This is a genomic window from Micromonospora rifamycinica (genome assembly GCF_900090265.1).
In the GTDB taxonomy this organism is placed as follows: domain Bacteria; phylum Actinomycetota; class Actinomycetes; order Mycobacteriales; family Micromonosporaceae; genus Micromonospora; species Micromonospora rifamycinica.
This window is the reverse complement of sequence record NZ_LT607752.1, coordinates 5,153,300-5,169,498: the sequence shown is the minus strand read 5'-3', so window position 1 is coordinate 5,169,498 and position 16,199 is coordinate 5,153,300. Positions and strand designations below refer to the sequence as shown.

17 protein-coding genes are annotated in these 16,199 nt (G+C 73.0%); 6 read left to right on the top strand and 11 right to left on the bottom strand.

The window, feature by feature from the left end:
• From GA0070623_RS21600 to GA0070623_RS21575, 6 genes are all read right to left on the bottom strand, one after another.
• Positions 1-1,554: a fused MFS/spermidine synthase gene (locus GA0070623_RS21600; protein WP_067310488.1), complete on the bottom strand. Its 1,554-nt coding sequence runs from the start codon at positions 1,552-1,554 to the stop codon at positions 1-3.
• A 36-nt stretch (positions 1,555-1,590) separates the two neighbouring features.
• Positions 1,591-2,604 (bottom strand): coiled-coil domain-containing protein, encoded by a 1,014-nt coding sequence (locus tag GA0070623_RS21595; RefSeq protein WP_067310529.1) that lies wholly within the window; start codon positions 2,602-2,604, stop codon positions 1,591-1,593.
• 312 nt (positions 2,605-2,916) lie between these two features.
• Complete coding sequence (locus GA0070623_RS21590) at positions 2,917-3,723, bottom strand: inositol monophosphatase family protein (RefSeq protein ID WP_067310485.1); 807 nt, start codon at positions 3,721-3,723, stop codon at positions 2,917-2,919.
• Entirely contained in the window at positions 3,716-4,168 is a 453-nt protein-coding gene (locus tag GA0070623_RS21585) for a response regulator (RefSeq protein ID WP_067310481.1), read from the bottom strand. The genes GA0070623_RS21590 and GA0070623_RS21585 overlap by 8 nt, the downstream gene beginning before the upstream one ends.
• Positions 4,165-5,991, bottom strand: a complete 1,827-nt coding sequence (locus tag GA0070623_RS21580; protein ID WP_067310478.1) for a sensor histidine kinase — start codon at positions 5,989-5,991, stop codon at positions 4,165-4,167. Before GA0070623_RS21580 ends, GA0070623_RS21585 begins: the two co-directional genes overlap by 4 nt.
• Positions 5,988-7,232, bottom strand: coding sequence for a PP2C family protein-serine/threonine phosphatase (locus tag GA0070623_RS21575; RefSeq protein ID WP_172898441.1), 1,245 nt, complete (start codon positions 7,230-7,232; stop codon positions 5,988-5,990). Before GA0070623_RS21575 ends, GA0070623_RS21580 begins: the two co-directional genes overlap by 4 nt.
• Positions 7,233-7,491: 259 nt before the next feature.
• Between GA0070623_RS21575 and GA0070623_RS21570 the strand changes: the two genes are divergently transcribed.
• The 4 genes from GA0070623_RS21570 (at position 7,492) to GA0070623_RS21555 (ending at position 11,221) form a co-directional block, all read left to right on the top strand.
• Positions 7,492-9,930 carry a M28 family peptidase gene (locus tag GA0070623_RS21570; protein WP_089004142.1) on the top strand — a complete coding sequence of 813 codons (2,439 nt, stop codon included), beginning with the start codon at positions 7,492-7,494 and terminating at the stop codon, positions 9,928-9,930.
• A gap of 82 nt (positions 9,931-10,012) precedes the next feature.
• Positions 10,013-10,462 (top strand): GNAT family N-acetyltransferase, encoded by a 450-nt coding sequence (locus GA0070623_RS21565; protein ID WP_067315478.1) that lies wholly within the window; start codon positions 10,013-10,015, stop codon positions 10,460-10,462.
• 118 nt (positions 10,463-10,580) lie between these two features.
• Positions 10,581-10,961, top strand: coding sequence for a hypothetical protein (locus GA0070623_RS21560; RefSeq protein ID WP_157517672.1), 381 nt, complete (start codon positions 10,581-10,583; stop codon positions 10,959-10,961).
• Complete coding sequence (locus GA0070623_RS21555) at positions 10,958-11,221, top strand: type II toxin-antitoxin system RelE family toxin (protein WP_067315482.1); 264 nt, start codon at positions 10,958-10,960, stop codon at positions 11,219-11,221. The genes GA0070623_RS21560 and GA0070623_RS21555 overlap by 4 nt, the downstream gene beginning before the upstream one ends.
• Before the next feature lie 6 nt (positions 11,222-11,227).
• Here GA0070623_RS21555 and GA0070623_RS21550 read toward each other — a convergent pair whose 3' ends face one another.
• The 3 genes from GA0070623_RS21550 to GA0070623_RS21540 all read right to left on the bottom strand — a co-directional run bounded on the left by GA0070623_RS21550 (position 11,228) and on the right by GA0070623_RS21540 (position 12,033).
• Complete coding sequence (locus GA0070623_RS21550; protein ID WP_067315484.1) at positions 11,228-11,482, bottom strand: Smr/MutS family protein; 255 nt, start codon at positions 11,480-11,482, stop codon at positions 11,228-11,230.
• A 68-nt stretch (positions 11,483-11,550) separates the two neighbouring features.
• A complete protein-coding gene (locus tag GA0070623_RS21545; RefSeq protein WP_067315487.1) occupies positions 11,551-11,745 on the bottom strand; it encodes a helix-turn-helix transcriptional regulator in 195 nt (64 codons plus the stop codon).
• A gap of 75 nt (positions 11,746-11,820) precedes the next feature.
• Entirely contained in the window at positions 11,821-12,033 is a 213-nt protein-coding gene (locus GA0070623_RS21540; protein WP_067315490.1) for a helix-turn-helix transcriptional regulator, read from the bottom strand.
• A gap of 364 nt (positions 12,034-12,397) precedes the next feature.
• Between GA0070623_RS21540 and GA0070623_RS21535 the strand changes: the two genes are divergently transcribed.
• The gene (locus GA0070623_RS21535; RefSeq protein WP_231932515.1) at positions 12,398-12,577 is read left to right on the top strand and encodes a hypothetical protein; all 180 of its coding nucleotides are present in this window, start codon (positions 12,398-12,400) and stop codon (positions 12,575-12,577) included.
• Positions 12,578-12,609: 32 nt separating this feature from the next.
• Here the strand turns inward: GA0070623_RS21535 and GA0070623_RS21530 are convergent, their stop codons facing one another.
• Entirely contained in the window at positions 12,610-12,978 is a 369-nt protein-coding gene (locus tag GA0070623_RS21530; protein ID WP_067315493.1) for a tetratricopeptide repeat protein, read from the bottom strand.
• 92 nt (positions 12,979-13,070) lie between these two features.
• Positions 13,071-13,841 carry an ROK family protein gene (locus tag GA0070623_RS21525; RefSeq protein ID WP_067315495.1) on the bottom strand — a complete coding sequence of 257 codons (771 nt, stop codon included), beginning with the start codon at positions 13,839-13,841 and terminating at the stop codon, positions 13,071-13,073.
• Positions 13,842-14,551: 710 nt separating this feature from the next.
• On the opposite strand from GA0070623_RS21525, the gene GA0070623_RS21515 reads away from it, so the two are divergent.
• A complete protein-coding gene (locus tag GA0070623_RS21515; protein ID WP_067311736.1) occupies positions 14,552-16,189 on the top strand; it encodes an ABC-F family ATP-binding cassette domain-containing protein in 1,638 nt (545 codons plus the stop codon).
• Positions 16,190-16,199: the final 10 nt, after the last annotated feature.

Below are 16,199 nucleotides of genomic sequence, written 5' to 3'. Positions count from 1 at the left end.
TCAGGCGGTCGCGAGCAGTTGGTCCACCGGAGCGTAGTCGTCGGTCAACACCAGGGCACCGTCCACGAACCGGGTGACCTCGCTGCCGGCGAGCAGATCCGGGATCTTCGCCACCGTGCCCAGCCGGGTCCGCAGCGCGTCCAGCGGCAGCGGGGCGTCCGAGGCGACGATGAGGAAGTTGCTGCCCTGCTGCCCGGCGATCGCCTCCGGTGGCGCGACCAGCGCCACGTGGTCGAACTCGGCGGCCACCGTGGCCAGCTCCGAGCGGATGAACCGGCCCGGCGGGTAGTCGATGACGTTCTGCACGTAGATCCCGCCGGGGCGGAGCACCCGGTCGACCTCCGCCGCCATCTCCCGGGTGGCCAGGTGCCAGGGCACCACCAGGTGCCCGAAGGCGTCCCCGACGACCAGGTCACGGCTGTCCGCCGGCTCCCCGCCGACCAGCATCCGGGCGTCCCCCACCGTCGCCCGCAGCCCCGGACCGGTCCGGACGCCCAGCTCCCGCCGGTCCAGCTCGACCAGCTCACCGTCGATCTCGAAGACCACGTTGTCGGTGCCCGGCCGGGTGGCGCTCAGGTAGCGGGGCATGGTGAACCCGCCTCCGCCCAGGTGCAGCGCGTCCAGTCGCTGCCCCTTCGGGGCGGCCACGTCGGCGACCGCGCCGATCCACTGGGTGTACTCGTACTCCAGGTGCGTCGGGTCGTCCAGGTCGACGTACGAGTGCTGGGCCGAGTTGAGATAGAGCGTGCGGCCACCGGCCCGGTCCGGATCACGCTCCACCCGGGCGCAGTGGTACGCGGTCTCCACGTCGCACGGGTTCGGCGCGACCGCGCTCAGCCCCGCCGCGACCAGCCCGAGTACCGCCAGGGTGGCCTTCAGCCGGGCCGGACCGGGCAGCCCGGCGGACTCCTGCCGGCGCAGGTAGACCCCGAGCGCCAACCCGACCACGCCGAGCGACGCCGCCAACCCGATCAGGATGACCGTGCTGGGCAGCGCCGCCACCAGCACGAACCCGGTGGCCAGGGTGGCGGTGATGCCGCCGAGGGTGCCGATGCCGGAGAGCCGCCCGACCACCTGGCCGGTCCGCCGCAGGTCGGCCAGTTGCAGCTTCACCACCAGCGGGGTGACCGCCGACAGCAACGCCGCCGGCACGAACACGGCCAACGCGGTGAGCAGCAGGATGCCGCTGACCGCCCCGCCGCGCAGCAGCTCACCGGCGTACCGGACCACCGGCAGGGTGACCGCGGCGGCGATGCCGGCCAGGATCAGTGCCGGGGCGAGCAGGCCACGCGGATCCCGCCGGTCGGCCAGCCAGCCGCCCGACCAGGCCCCGTACGCGATGGCGGCCAGCGCGATGCCGATCACCGAACTGGTCACCTGGAGGGTCACCCCGACGTACGGGCCGACCAGGCGCAACGAAACCGTCTCCAGCACCAGCACCGCGCCACTGGAGAAGAAGACCAGGAACGCGGCGAGCCCGTTGGGCAGGGCACGGGAGGGGACCGACGCGGAGGGTGTCGGCGCGGTCACGATGTCGGACGATGAGCTGCTCACCGTCGCGATGCTACGTCCCGTACCTGGGCCGGACGGTCAGTACATCGAAAGGTGAACATGGTTTGTGTGGTCGGCGGCCGGGCTGCCCGACCCGCTGTACGCCCGCCAGCCGGTGTTCGGCATCCAGATCTGCCGGTACCAGATCACGTAGAGCACGCCGAGCCGGTTGGCGTTGTTCTTGAAGTAGTTGGCCAGGCTGTCGCCGTACGCCTTGTCCCCGCCGGTGGCCGTCTCGTCCTTGAAGCCGCTGGTGGCGGCCGAGAAGTCGCAGGCCCGGCCCTTGGGGTGCTCGCCGCCCCCGCCGCTGCGGTGGCAGGACACGAACCGCTTGTAGCCGGCTGCCTTGGCCTGCTGCATGGCGTGCAGGGTGCGCGGGGTGATGCAGCCGGAGGTGGTCGGGTCGTTCACCGAACACGACTCGCTGGGCCACGACCCGTCGGAGTTGCGCGGGGCCGGCTTCGCCGAACTCGACCCGCCGCTGAAACCGGCGCTGCTGCCCGAGCTGACCGTGGCCAGGGCGCGCTCGGCGTCCCGCTTCTTCTTGGCCAGCGTGGCGAGCTGCTTCTGCTGCTCCCGGACCTCGGCGTTGATGTCGAGGGTGGCCTGGGCGGCCTCGTGCCGCGCCTCGGCGAGCGCGCGGAGCTGTTTGCCGTCCCGCTGGGCCATCATGTCGAGGTCGGCCGCCCGCTTGAGGAACGCCTCCGGGCTGGCCGTGTTGAGCAGCATCGACGTCGGCGTCAGCCGGCCCACCCGGTACGACTGCGCGGCCACCTCGCCCACCTGGTTGGTCAGCTCACCCAGCCGACCCTCCAACACCTTCAGCTGGGCGGCCAGCTCGGTCTGCCGCCGCTTGGAGCTGTCCAGCTTGGCCTTGGCCTCGATGTGCCCCTTCGCCGCCGCCGTCAGCGCGTCCTTGAGCTGCTTGGTGCCGCCCTCGCCGGGCTCCGCCGAGGCGGGCACCGCGCCGGCACCGAGCAGTAGCGCCAGCGCGGCGAGCAGCACGGTCAGCGGCCGCCGCAGGCGGGGCCGGGTCAGGCTGGTCCTGGGCACGGGGGTGTCCTTCCCTCTGCCGCCGACGCCCGGCGACAGGCCGGTCCGGCGGCGGTCCCGCCGGCCCCGGTTGGCGGCCTGGGGGCGGAGACCGCCGGTCACGATACCGCAACCAGGCCCGGCGCCCCGGCCCGTGACGACACCGGACGGCAACGCTCGACGCGGCGTGTCGAGCCGGTCGCCGAGGGTCCGGTCCGTCGATGCCCCACCGGCCTGCCGCACCACCCGGCGGGGCGGGCAACGGCCGGCACCACGACCCGCAGCACCGGCCCGACCGTGGTGCTGCACCGCCGGTCCGGCGGGAGGCGGCCGTCAGTCGCCGAGCAGGGCGGCCCGCACCTCGTGCCAGGTCTGCTCGTCGACGGCGACCAGCAGCCCCCGGCCGTCGTCGGCCGGGTGGTACTCGGTGCCGTCGAACCGGCGGGCCACCCCGCCCGCCTCGCGGACCAGCAGCGCACCGGGCGCATGGTCCCAGGGCAGGGTGCGCCAGAACATGACGAACTGCTGCGCCCCGGTGAGCAGGTCGAGGTACTCCCGGCCGGCGCAGTGCTGGCCGGGCAGCAGCTCCCCGATCCGGCCCTCACCGGCCGCCACCCGGTCCCGGGTGGCCTGCGGCAGGTACTGGACCATCGCGGTGCCGCGCAGCCGGCCGGGCGCGACGGCGGCGGCGGCCCGCACCGGTCGGCCGTCCAGCCGGGTGCCGGCACCGGCGCTGGCCACGGCCATCGTCGCGGCCAGCGGGTCGAACACCCACGAGGCGGTCGGCTCACCCGCCCGCAGCAGGGCCACCATCAGCGCGAACGGCCGGCGACCGGCGGCGAAGTTGCCGGTGCCGTCGACCGGGTCGACCACCCAGACGTCGCCGCCGTCGCGCAGGTGCCGCAGCAACGACCCGTCCTCGGCCACCGCCTCCTCGCCGACGACCAGCGACCCCGGCAGCAGCCGGCGCAGCTCGGCCGAGATCCGCTCCTCGGCCCGCTGGTCGGCGATGGTGACCAGGTCACCCGGTGCCTTCTCGGTGACGTCGGCGTCGTCGAGCCGGCGGAACAGCGGCAACACCACGTCCGCCGCGGTCTCCCGCAGCAGCGTGTCGACGTCGGCGAGCAGGTGGTCAGCCACGCGGCGGCAGCTTGACCACGCTGACGAAGAACTCGTCGATCTGCCGGACCACCGAGATGAAGCGCTCGAAGTCCACCGGCTTGGTCACGTAGGCGTTGGCGTGCAGCTGGTAGCTGCGCAGGATGTCCTCGTCGGCCTGGGAGGTGGTGAGCACCACCACCGGGATGCGGCGCAGCTGCTCGTCGTTCTTGATCTCCTCCAGCACCTCCCGGCCGTCCCGGCGCGGCAGGTTCAGGTCGAGCAGGATCAGGTCCGGGGTCACCGCGTCCGCGTACCGGCCCTCGCGCCGCAGGTAGGCCAGCGCCTCGGCGCCGTCGGAGACGACGGTCAGCCGGTTGCGCAGCTTGTGCTCCTCGAACGCCTCCTGGGTCATCAGCACGTCGCCCGGGTCGTCCTCGACCAGCAGGACCTCGATCGGGCTCTTGCCGTCCGCCGGCGCGGTCATCCGACCCTCTCCTTCGTACCACCCGTGGTGCCTTGCCCCGGCGGCCCGCCGGGTGGGTCCTCGTGTCGCCCGCTGGCCGGCTGCCGCCCGACCGTCGGCCCGTCCCCGGCGGCCTCACCGACCGGCACCGGCGACTCCCCGACCGGGCGGTCGGTCGTCGCCGTGTCGTCCGGGCCGGTGGTCGCCGTGTCGTCCGTCCCCGTCGTCGTGGTGCCGTCCCCGTCGGTCGGGGCGGTCGCGTCGGCCGTGGCGGCCGCCGCCTTCGCCGCCTCGACGTCCTCCGGCCGGGCCGGCAGGGTGAACCGGATCGCGGTCCCCTCGGCCTGGTCGGTGTCCACCCAGACCCGACCGCCGTGGTACTCGACGATCTTCTTGACGATGGCCAGGCCGATGCCGGTGCCCGGGTAGGCGTCCTTGGCGTGCAGCCGCTGGAAGATCACGAAGATCTTGTCGGCGAACTCGGGCTCGATGCCGATGCCGTTGTCCTGGCAGGTGATCTCCCACTCGGCGTCGACCAGCCGGGCCGAGACCCGCACCTTCGGCGGGACGTCCGGCCGGCGGAACTTCACCGAGTTGCTCACCAGGTTGACCAGCAGGTTGGTGAGCAGCGGCTCCTCGCCGCGGATCACCGGCAGCTCGCTCCAGGTCAGCTCGGCGTCGGCGTACTGGCGGCCCGGCTCGGTCTGGCTGGCCACGTCGGCCATCACCCGGTTCAGGTCGACGTCGACGAAGCCGGTGGTGAGCCGGCCGATCCGGGAGAACGCCAACAGGTCGTTGATCAGGCGCTGCATCCGCTGCGCGCCGTCCACCGCGAAGGCGATGTACTGGTCGGCCCGCTCGTCGAGCTGCCCCGCGTACCGACGCTGGAGCAGCTGGCAGAAGCTGGCCACCTTGCGCAGCGGCTCCTGGAGGTCGTGCGAGGCGACGTAGGCGAACTGCTCCAGGTCACGGTTGGAGCGGGTCAGCTCCTCGGCCTGCTTCTGCAACTGGCTGTTGACCCACTCGATGTTCTCCCGGGCGGCCCGCACCTCGGCCAGGTCCTTGGCGATCTTCTGCCGCATCACGTCCACGTCGTCGGCGAGCCGGCGGAACTCCGGCGGCCCCGACCCGGCGATGTGGTGCTGGTAGTCACCGGCGGCGACCTCCCGCACCTGCTGGGCCAGGCCGGTCAGCGGCCGGATCACCATCCGCTCCAGGGAGAGCAGCATCAGGGTGCCGGCGACGACCACCACCACCGCCGCGACGATCAGCAGCATCACCAGCATGTTGCCGGTCCGCTCGATGTCCCGGGCGCCCTTCTCCCGCTCGGCCAGGATCGCCGTCTGGAGGTCACCCACCGACGCCCTGATCTCGTCGAACTGCTGCCGCGCCTGGGCGGTGATCAACGCCTGGCCGGCGGCCGTGCCGCTGCTCCCGGTCGTCGCGATCACCGGCTCGGCCACCGTCCGCCGCCAGTCCGCCGCCTGCTGCTGCGCCGTGCGCAGCGCATCCACGATCGCCGGGTAGTCACGGCCCAGGTCGGCGATCGTGGCGGCCACGTCGCGCTCCTGCCGCACCCCCTGCTCGTACGGGGCCAGGTCGGCGCGGTTGCCGCTGACCGCGTACCCACGGACGCCGGTCTCCTGGTCGAGCAGCACGTTGAGCAGCTCCTGCCCCTGCACCCGCAGCGGGCCGGTCCGGGTGAGCAGCGTGTCGGTGTAGGCGCGGTTCTTCGCCGCCACCGCCGCCTCGGCCACGGCCAGCCCGACCAGCAGCACGCCCACCACGGCCAGCAGCGCCAGCACCCGACGACGCAGGGTCCACCCCCGGCGGTACGTGTTCACCGGCCACCGCCCCGGGTGACCAGCAGCATGGCCACGTCGTCGGCGAGCGGCCCACCGTTGATCTGCTCGGCCCGACCGACCAGCCAGGCGGGCAGCTCGGACAGCGGCACGGCGTGGTTGGCCCGCTCCTGGAGCAGGCCGGTGAGCCCGTCGACGTCCAACCGGTCGTCGCCGTCACCCACCCGCCCCTCGATCAGGCCGTCGGTGTACATCAACAGGGACCAGTCATCGGTGTCGAACTCCAGATCGAACGCGACGGGACGGCGGGGTCGTACGCCGAGCAACAGGCCCCCACGGGCCGGGACCGGCGCGACCTTGCCGCCGGACAGCAGCAGCGGCGGCGGGTGACCGGCCAGCCGGACGGTGGCCCGGTTGGCGGCCAGGTCGAGCCGGGCGGTGGCGACGGTGGCGAAGATCTCCTGGAGCCGGCGCTCGCTCATCAGCACCTGCTCCAGGGCGGGCAGCACCTCGTCGTCGGGCACCCCGGCCAGGATCAACGCCCGCCAGGCCACCCGCAGCTCGACGCCGAGGGCCGCCTCGTCCACCCCGTGCCCGCAGACGTCACCGACGATCAGGTCGACCCGGTCCGGCCGGGTCTGCACCACGTCGAAGAAGTCCCCGCCGATCAGCGCCGCGTGCCGGCCCGGTCGGTAGAAGGTGTGCACCGCCACCTCGTCGGTGGTCATCAGCGGCTGGGGCAGCAGGCCCCGTTCCAGCCGGGCCGACTCGGCCTGGCGCAGCTCGACCTCGCGCAGCCGGCGGGCGTTCTCGTCGGCCCGCTTGCGTTCCACCGCGTACCGCAGGGCACGGGTCAGCAGCACCCCGTCGACCTGGCCCTTGACCAGGTAGTCCTGGGCGCCCTCGGCGACCGCGACGATGCCGAGGTGCTCGTCGGAGCGGCCGGTCAGCACGCAGACCGCCGCCCCGCTGGACATCTCCAGCACCCGGCGCAGGCCGTCGAGGCCCTGCGCGTCGGGCAGCCCGAGGTCGAGCAGGACGCAGTCGACGCCGGCGATGCGCTGCCGGGCCTCGCTGAGGCTGGTGGCGACCAGCAGGTCGATCATCGAGTTGGTCTCGGCGAGCAGCTCACCGACCAGGAAGGCGTCGCCCTCGTCGTCCTCGACCAGCAGCACCCGCAGCCGTTCGCCCGGCGGCAGGTTGGGGTTGTGCCCGAGCCCGCCGTGCGGGTACGGCGCGACGGAGGGCCCGGCCAGGCCGGGCCCCCGGTGCGACCGGGTCACCGCCGCGAGACGCGGGAGTTCGCTGGTGATGTCGGGCTCCTTCCGAGTGCCCTGCTGATCCTGTATTAGACAACGGTCGCACACAACACGGTCCGCCCGGTCCAGGGCGTACCCGGGCAAGGCCGTCACCGGGTGGGGCCTCCACCGGATGAGCGTCCGGTCAGCCCCGCGCGTCACGGTTCGGTCCCGGTACGCCCCCGCTCCTTCCCGGCCGGGGCAGGATGATGCCCACCCCCGCACCACCTCCGAGGAGTTCCCCGTGGGCGTACCCCCCGCCTCCGCCGCCGACCGGGCGCTGACCCGGCCCCCGCGTCGCCTGCTCGCCGCCCTGGCCGCCCTGTTGGCGCTGGTCGCGGTGGGTGCCGCGATGCTGGTCACCCTGGCCACCCCGACGCCCCGGCCGGCGGACGCCCCGGCCGACGAGTTCAGCGCCGCACGGGCCTACCGGACGGTGCAGACGGTGGCGCAGCGCCCGCACCCGGCCGGCAGCGCCGCCAACGACCAGGTCCGTGAGCACCTGGTCGGGGCGCTGCGGGGGCTGGGCCTTCAGACCGAGGTGCAGGACACCGTCGCCCCGGAGGCCGGGCAGCTCAGCGGCGCGGCCGGCGGGGCCACCGTCGCCCGGGTCCGTAACGTGGTGGCCAGGCTGCCCGGCACCGCCTCCACCGGCCGGGTCTTCCTGGTGGCGCACTACGACTCGGTGCAGACCGGCCCGGGTGGCAACGACGACGCGGCCGGCACCTCCACCGTGCTGGAGGTGGCCCGCGCGCTGGCCGCCGGCCCCCGGCTCCGCAACGACGTGGTGTTCGTGCTGACCGACGCCGAGGAGGCGTGCCTGTGCGGGGCGGCGGCGTTCGCGGCGAGCCACCCGCTCGCCGCCGACGGCGGGGTGGTGCTCAACCTGGAGGCCCGGGGCTCCACCGGGCCGGTGATCATGTTCGAGACGTCCCGGGACAACGCCGGGCTGGTGGCCGCCTTCGGCCGGGGCGCACCGCACCCGGTGGGCACCTCGTTCGCCGTGGAGATCTACCGGGCGCTGCCCAACGACACCGACTTCACCGCCTTCCTCGACCACGACTTCGTCGGGTTGAACGCGGCGTACATCGACGGGGGCGCGATCTACCACACCCCGCTGGACACCCCGGCGGCGCTGGACCGGGGCAGCCTCCAGATGCACGGTGACAACGCTCTCGGGCTGGCCCGGGAGTTCGGCCGCACCGACCTGACGGCGCTGCGGTCCGGGCACGACGCCACCTACTTCCCGGTGCCGGGCGGGCTGGTCCGCTACCCCGGCTGGTTGACCTGGCCGCTGGCCGCCCTGGCGCTGCTCGGGGTGCTGACGCTGGGCTGGCAGGTCCGGCGCACCGGCCGGCTGGTCGCCGGGTTCGGGTTGGCGCTGGTGCCGATCGTGGCCGCCCCGGTCGCCGCCCAACTGCTCTGGGCGGGGATCACCGCGCTGCGCCCCGGCTACGCCGAGCTGCTCGACCCGTACCGGCCGGTCTGGTACCGGCTGGCGGTGGTGGCGCTCGCCGCCGCGATCCTGCTCGCCTGGTACGCGCTGGCCCGCCGCCGGGTCGGCCCGGCGGCGCTGGCCGTCGGTGGGCTGGGCTGGTTGGCCGTGCTCGGAGTGGTGCTGGCGGCGCTGGTGCCCGGTGGGGCGTACCTGGCCACCCTGCCGGCGCTGGCCGGCGCGCTCGCCGGCCTGGTGGCGCTGCGTACCCGGATCGACGGCCCGTGGCCGGTGGCCGCGGTGACCCTGGCCGGGGCGGTCGCCGTGGTGATCCTGCTGCCCACGGTGGTGCTGCTCTTCCCCGCGCTGGGGATGGCGATGGGCGGGGTCGCGGCGCTGTTCGCGGTGCTGCTGGGGCTGGCCGCACTGCCGGTGCTCGACCTGCTGCACCCGGCGGCCGGCGGCCAGCGCGGCCCGGTCGCCGGCGACGAGCGCGACCCGGCCCCCGGCGGCGAGCCCGGCCCGGTCGCCGCCCGGGCGCGCCGGCTCGGCGCGCTGCCGGCCGTCGCCGCCGCGCTCGCCGCCACGGTGTTCGCCGGGGTCGGCCTGGCGGTCGACCGTTTCGACGCCGACCACCCCGTCCCCACCCACCTGATGTACGCCCTGGACGCCGACACCAACGAGGCGCAGTGGATCACCCGGGAGGGGGAACCTCAGCCGTGGACCAAGGAACACGCCGGTTCGCACTTCACCGAGTACCTGGGCGCAGCATTTCCCGGCCTGGGTAGGGAGTCGGTATTTACCGGGGTGGCCCCGGCGGCGAACCTGCCCGCGCCGACGGTGCAGGTGCTCGCCGACACCACCGCCGGTGGGCTGCGCACCCTGCGGCTGCGGCTGCTCCCCCAGCGCACCGTCCGGCTGGCCACCCTGCACGTGGATGCGAACACCGCCGAGGTGACCCGGGCCGAGGTGGCCGGCCGGGAGGTGCCGGTCGGACGGCAACTGACCGTCGAGGAGGCGTCGCTGGACCGGTGGGGCTTCGGGATAGTCTTCCACGCCCCGCCTACGGAGGGCGTCGAGATCACCCTGACCGTACGACCCCGGGCCGGGCAGGTCGCGTTGCGGGCGATGGACGCCAGCGACGGGCTGGAGGCGCTGCCGGGGTTCCGGAAGCGGCCGGCGGGGGTGGGGGTGGTCGGCTCGCACACCTCGGAGATGCTGGCGGTCGCCCGCACCTACCCGCTCTGACGACGTGGCCGGAGGCGGTCGGTCATCCGTGGCCATGGATAACCGGTCGCCCGGACCGGCGGGGCGGACTACGGTCCGCAGGATGCGGCTGGAGAAGGTCACCCCGGAGAACTACGAGGCGGCGCTCAAGCTGTCGGTACGCCCCGACCAGGAGGATCTGGTCGGACCGGTGGTCAAGTCCCTGGCCGAGGCGTACGTCTTCCCGGACATCGCCTGGCCGAGGCTGATCTTCGACGGCGACCGGCTGGTCGGCTTCCTGATGGCCTTCCTCGACTACGCGTGGGGCGACAACCCCGATGACGTCCGGTCCGGCCTCTGGCGACTCAACATCGCGGCCGACGCCCAGGGGAAGGGCTACGGTCGGTTCGCCGTCGAGGCGGTGTGCGCGGAGATCCGCGCCCGGGGCGGCAACCGGGCGTACGTCACCTGGGTGCCCCGGGAGGGCGGGCCGGAGGACTTCTATCTGAAGCTGGGCTTCCGGCCGACGGGCGAGCAGAGCGACGGGGAAACGGTCGCCGTCCTGGACCTCTGACAGTGCTGATGTGGGAACGGGTCACCCAGCCGCCCGCGTCACCCTCTAATGGATTCCGGCCGACACCGCCTCAGCTGGTTGTCCGGCTCCGGGGCAGTCCAGCGTTACCATGACCTCCATGACCGCCGCACACGCGTTCGAGTATGAGGTTCCGCCTCATGCCGGTCCGCCGTCTGAAGCTGTCGAGGCGGCTGAGAATGGCAACGTCGTCTACCTCACCCGCCAGGGGCAGCGGGTGGCGGCGATCGGGCCACCGACGGCGCTCGATCCGCAGGGGCTGGAGAAGATCAGACAGTATCTGGAAGGGATAGCCAGAAACCCGAACCGGACGGACGCTCTACGCGCCTCGGCTCGTGAGCAGCTCGCGCGGCTTGACGAGATCATCGAACAGGCGATCAACGAGGAGGACGCCCAGGCATGCGACGACGCACTGGCGTCGATGCGTGCTGGTGAGTCGACGCAGCCTTGGAGCGCGGTCAAGCGGGAGCTCGACCTGTGACATGGAAGGTTGAGCTCACCAATGCTGCGGCGCGCGAACTGGCCAAGCTCGACCGCTCCACCCAGGTCCGCATCGGTTCCGCGATCGATCAGCTGGCAGTTGACCCTCGGCCCGCCGGCTGCGTGAAGCTGTCCGGTGGCGATACCAAGTGGCGCATCCGGGTAGGTGATTTTCGGATCGTCTACCTGATCCTGGATGACCAGGTTCTGATAGCAGTCGCGCGAATCGCCCACCGCAGAGAGGTGTACCGGTCCTTCTAGGGCACGCTACTTCCAGCGGAAGTGGACGAAGAGGCGGCCGAAGTTCTTGGAGTCCTTCTCGACCCGGTGGTAGAGCTGCTTGACGTCCTTCTGGTCGAGGAAGCGCAGCACCTTCTTCTTGAGCTGGCCGGAGCCCTTGCCGGGGATGATCTCGACCAGGGTGGCCTTCTTCGCCACCGCCTCGTCCATGATCCCGCGCAGGGCACGGTCGATGTCGTGACCCTTGTTGAAGATGTCGTGCAGGTCCAGCTTGAGCTTCATCCCGCCTCCCCCACCTGCGCAGCCGCCATGGCAGGCCCATCGTAGGCCGGCACGCGTCGGAGCGAGGCTCAGGCTTCGTCGGGCAGGTTCGGCCGATGCTCGCGAATCCAGGCCTCGATGTCCTCGGTACGCCAGATCCGACCGGTGGCGAGCGACTCGTAGGGCTTCGGCCAGTCGGGGCGCTTCATCAACTGCTCGACGCGTTGCCTGCTCACGCCCAGCCTCATCCGGATCTCGTACGCGCCCATGAGATGCCGGCCCATGAACGGAGGCTACCGGGCGGGCTGGCCACTCTCAGTGACGAGTGGTCAGCCAGATAGCTGCCCGGCGTACTGGAGTCAGGCGGGCTGTTCCTCGTCGTCTGCCTCGCCGAGGTGGGGGCGGTGTTCACGAATCCACGCCTCGACCTCTGCCTTGAGCCACACAGCACCCATCCCGAGCCGGTCGTACGGCTGGGGGAAGTCGGGCCGGTCGATGATCTGGCGCGCTCGTTGTCGGCTGACGCCGAGCCGCGTCGTGATCTCGCCTGCCCCGTAGAGGTGGCGTGGCACGGCGCGAGAGTAGCCAGACCGCCAGTGGTCAAACCGCAGCTAGCCGAACTACACCTTGCCTAATGCACCCTTGCACCTTGACAAGCGGCGAGCGGGCCAACACGCTGGGGTGATGTCACAGCAGTCCCCCGCGACCCCCTCGGCCCACGCGCTGGTGGCCGACGCCACGGAGAATTCGATGGACCTCAGCCGGAGCAGTCCCAGCAGACCGCGTGACCGGTTCGGCACCGAAACGCAACGAAGCTCGAACGCCTCGCCGGTCCACGCCCGCCCCGGCGGGGCCGTGCGGCCACACGTACCGATGCGGCCGCTCTGGCGGTGCCGGGTGTGTGCCGCGCCGTGGCCGTGTCAGCCCGCCCGGCTGATGCTGACCAGGGACTACCGGCGGGACCGGGTGGGGCTGTCGGTCTACATGGCGGGGCGGCTGTTCGACGCTACCGGCGACCTGGTCACCCTCAACCCGAACGCCGTCCCGGCCCCGGCGGAGCTGTTCGACAGGTTCCTGGCCTGGACGAGACGCAGAACCGGGCCGGGGGAAGGGTAGAAGCCCTCCCCCGGCCCGGCGCGATCAGGGACTCAGCGATCGTTGCCGACCCGGCTCTCCACCCGGCGCAGCGCGGTCACGTAGTCGTCATTGGTCGAGTGCATGGCCGCCGCGATGCGCAGGTGCCGCAACGCGTCCGGGTAGCGGTTCAGCCGCTCCAGCGTCCGACCCAGCACGTGGTGGGCGTAGTGGTCGCTGGGGTCGCGGTCGACCAGCTCCCGCAACTGCTCCTCGGCGCGGCCGAGCTGGGCGGTCTGGAAGTACGCCCGGGCCAGCAGCTGACGCACGGAGGAGTTGCCGGGCTCGGCCGCCACGATCGGCTCCAGCAGCCGGACCGCTCCGCTCGGGTCACCCATCTCGAAGTACATGGTCGCCCGCCGGTACTCCGCCAGAAGATCCATCCCGACCCACCCCCTCGCGTCACGTCGTCATTGCTCCGACGCTGGCACAACACCGGGCGTACCGCGAGTGTTCCTGGGGGTGGACTTGTGGCTCAGGAGGCCGGGTCGTTCCGTTCCCCGGTCAACTGCCAGGCCCGGACACCGCCGACGATCCCGGCCGTGTTCGGCACGATCACCACGTCGTCGCCCATCCGGGCCACCTGCTCGGGGCGGATCAGCCGCGAGTTGCCGCCGCCGAGATAGAGCCGGTCCCAGCGGAACACCGGGCGCAACCCGTCCACCACCTGCCGGATCCGCCGGGACCAGAAGGCGTCGCCGAGCCGCCGCCGCTCCGGCTCCCCGACGTACGTGTCGTAGGTGGTGCCCCAGCGGACCGGGGCGTGCGACAGCTCCAGGTGCGGGGCGAGCCGCCCACCGTCGAAGAGCGCACTGCCCAACCCGGTGCCCAGGGTCAGCACCAGCTCGCAGCCGGTCCCGGCGACCACCCCGGCACCGTGCACCTCGGCATCGTTGAGCACCAGCGCCGGCATCCCGAAGGCCTCGGTGACCGCCCGACGGGCGTCGTACCCGGACCACTCGGCGAGCAGGTCCGGGTCGACCCGGCTGCGCGGCCCGGACCGGGTCACGTAGTGCGGTGTCGCCACCACCACCCCGTGCCGGATCATGCCCGGCATCCCCACCGTGACCCGGTCCGCCCGGGGCAACCGCCCGGCCAGCTCCACCAGCGTCTTGACGAACAGCTCAGGCGGCAACGGGTACGGGGTGTCCACCCGGATCACCGGCGCCCGCAGGGTGCCGTCCCCGTCCAGCACCGAGCCTTTGATGCCGCCGCCCCCACAGTCCACCGCCAACGTCAGTCCCACCCCCTCACCTTGCCCCACCCGCCCCGTTCCTCCCGCCCCTCCCCCACCTTTCGCCGACCGGGACCGGCCAGCCCGATCCCGGCCACCGTGCCGCCCACCGACCCCACGCCAGCCCACCCCACCCATCGAGCCCACCCACCGCCCCCGGGCCAGTCCCACCCCGACCACCGACCCGGCAACCCGACCCCGACCACCGACCCGGCTTTCCGGCCCGGAAGACCCGACGGCAGAGGTGACAGGCGGCGGTGTGCGGGTTTGTGGAGAGTTGTTGTCGCCATAGCCGCAAGAACTCTCCACAATCCGGAGCACGGACGACCGTGCCCGTCGGCTGCCGGCCACGACCCGAATCCCACGGCCACCGCATCCACCCACCGCGAACCGGCCAGCCACCACACACCACGACCCAGCCGGCGCACACCACGACCCAGCCACCACACACCACGACCCAGCCGGCGCACACCACGACCCAGCCACCACACACCACGACCCAGCCGGCGCACACCACGACCCAGCCGGCGCACACCACGACCCAGCCACCACACACCACGACCCAGCCGGCGCACACCACGACCCAGCCAGCACAGGCCGCGAACCGGCCGCCACAGACCACGACCCAGTCAGCACAGACCGCGAGCCGGTGGCCGGGACGGCAGCAGGGCGGGCCGCGCGGCGTCCGCACCCGGACCGGCGGGCGATAGGCTCGGGGCCTCATGAGCGCCACGATGATCGTCAAAGGACTCGCCGCCGGGCACGGGGAGCGGATGCTCTTCAGTGACCTCGACCTGGTGGTCGCCCCCGGTGACGTGGTGGGGTTGGTGGGCGTCAACGGAGCGGGAAAGTCGACGTTGCTGCGTACGCTGGCCGGGTTGCAGGGCGTGGAGGAGGGCACCGTCTCGGTCAGCCCGCCGGGCGCCTCGGTGGGCTACCTGCCGCAGGAGCCGGAGCGGCGGACGGGCGAAACGGTCCGCGACTTCCTGGCCCGCCGGACCGGGGTGACCGGCGCGCAGGCGGCCCTGGACGCCGCCACCGACGCGCTCACCGCGGGCACGGCCGGGGCTGACGACGCGTACGCCGGGGCGCTGGAGCGGTGGCTCGATCTCGGCGGCGCGGATCTCGACGAACGCGCCGCCCAGGTCGCCGCCGAGTTGGGGCTCACCGTCGAGCTGGACCACCCGATGACCGCCCTCTCCGGCGGCCAGGCGGCCCGCGCCGGGCTGGCGTCGCTGCTGCTCAGCCGCTACGACGTCTTCCTGCTCGACGAGCCCACCAACGACCTGGACCTGGCCGGCCTGGACCGGCTGGAACGGTTCGTCACCGGGCTGCGCGCCGGGACGGTGCTGGTCAGCCACGACCGGGAGTTCCTCACCCGGACGGTGACCCGGGTGCTCGAACTCGACCTGGCGCAGCAGCAGACCCGGCACTACGGCGGCGGCTACCGCGCCTACCTGGAGGAGCGGGAGGTGGCCCGCCGGCACGCCCGCGCCGACTTCGAGGAGTACGCCGACACCCGGGCCGCGTTGGAGGCCCGCGCCCGCACCCAGCGCGCCTGGATGGAGAAGGGCGTCAAGAACGCCCGCCGCAAGGCCACCGACAACGACAAGATCGGCCGGAAGTTCCGGGCCGAGTCGACGGAGAAGCAGGCGGCCAAGGCCAAGCAGACCGAACGGCTGATCGAACGCCTCGACGTGGTCGAGGAGCCGCGCAAGGAGTGGGAACTACGGATGGAGATCGCCGCCGCGCCCCGCGCCGGTGCGGTGGTGGCCTCGCTGCGCGACGCGGTGGTCCGTCGGGGCGACTTCACCCTCGGGCCGGTGCACCTCCAGATCGGCTGGGCCGACCGGGTGGCGATCACCGGCCCGAACGGCTCCGGCAAGACCACCCTGCTCGGCGCGCTACTGGGTCGGCTGCCGCTCGACGCCGGGCACGCCGCGCTCGGCCCCGGGGTGGTGGTCGGCGAGGTCGACCAGGCCCGGGGGCTGTTCCTCGGCGACCAGCCGCTGCTGGAGGCGTTCGGGGCCGCCGTACCGGAGATGATGCCGGCGGACGCGCGGACGCTGCTGGCCAAGTTCGGCCTGCGGGCCGCGCACGTGCTGCGGCCGGCGGCGACGCTGTCGCCGGGCGAACGGACCCGGGCGGCGCTGGCGCTGCTCCAGGGCCGGGGGGTCAACCTGCTGGTGCTGGACGAGCCGACCAACCACCTCGACCTGCCGGCCATCGAGCAGTTGGAGTCGGCGTTGGCCGGCTATCCGGGGACGCTGCTGCTGGTCACCCACGACCGGCGGATGCTCGAAGCGGTCAGCGTCGACCGGCGGCTGCGGGTCGCCGACGGGCGGATCGCCGAGGACTGATCCGCGCCGT

Bases quoted from the DNA above. Each gene is read 5' to 3' on its own strand.
- GA0070623_RS21530 (WP_067315493.1), bottom strand. From the start codon at position 12,978: ATGGATCTTCTGGCGGAGTACCGGCGGGCGACCATGTACTTCGAGATG.
- GA0070623_RS21535 (WP_231932515.1), top strand. From the start codon at position 12,398: ATGCTGACCAGGGACTACCGGCGGGACCGGGTGGGGCTGTCGGTCTAC.
- GA0070623_RS21550 (WP_067315484.1), bottom strand. From the start codon at position 11,482: ATGAAGCTCAAGCTGGACCTGCACGACATCTTCAACAAGGGTCACGAC.
- GA0070623_RS21560 (WP_157517672.1), top strand. From the start codon at position 10,581: ATGACCGCCGCACACGCGTTCGAGTATGAGGTTCCGCCTCATGCCGGT.
- GA0070623_RS21515 (WP_067311736.1), top strand. From the start codon at position 14,552: ATGAGCGCCACGATGATCGTCAAAGGACTCGCCGCCGGGCACGGGGAG.
- GA0070623_RS21585 (WP_067310481.1), bottom strand. From the start codon at position 4,168: ATGACCGCGCCGGCGGACGGCAAGAGCCCGATCGAGGTCCTGCTGGTC.
- GA0070623_RS21565 (WP_067315478.1), top strand. From the start codon at position 10,013: ATGCGGCTGGAGAAGGTCACCCCGGAGAACTACGAGGCGGCGCTCAAG.
- GA0070623_RS21545 (WP_067315487.1), bottom strand. From the start codon at position 11,745: ATGGGCCGGCATCTCATGGGCGCGTACGAGATCCGGATGAGGCTGGGC.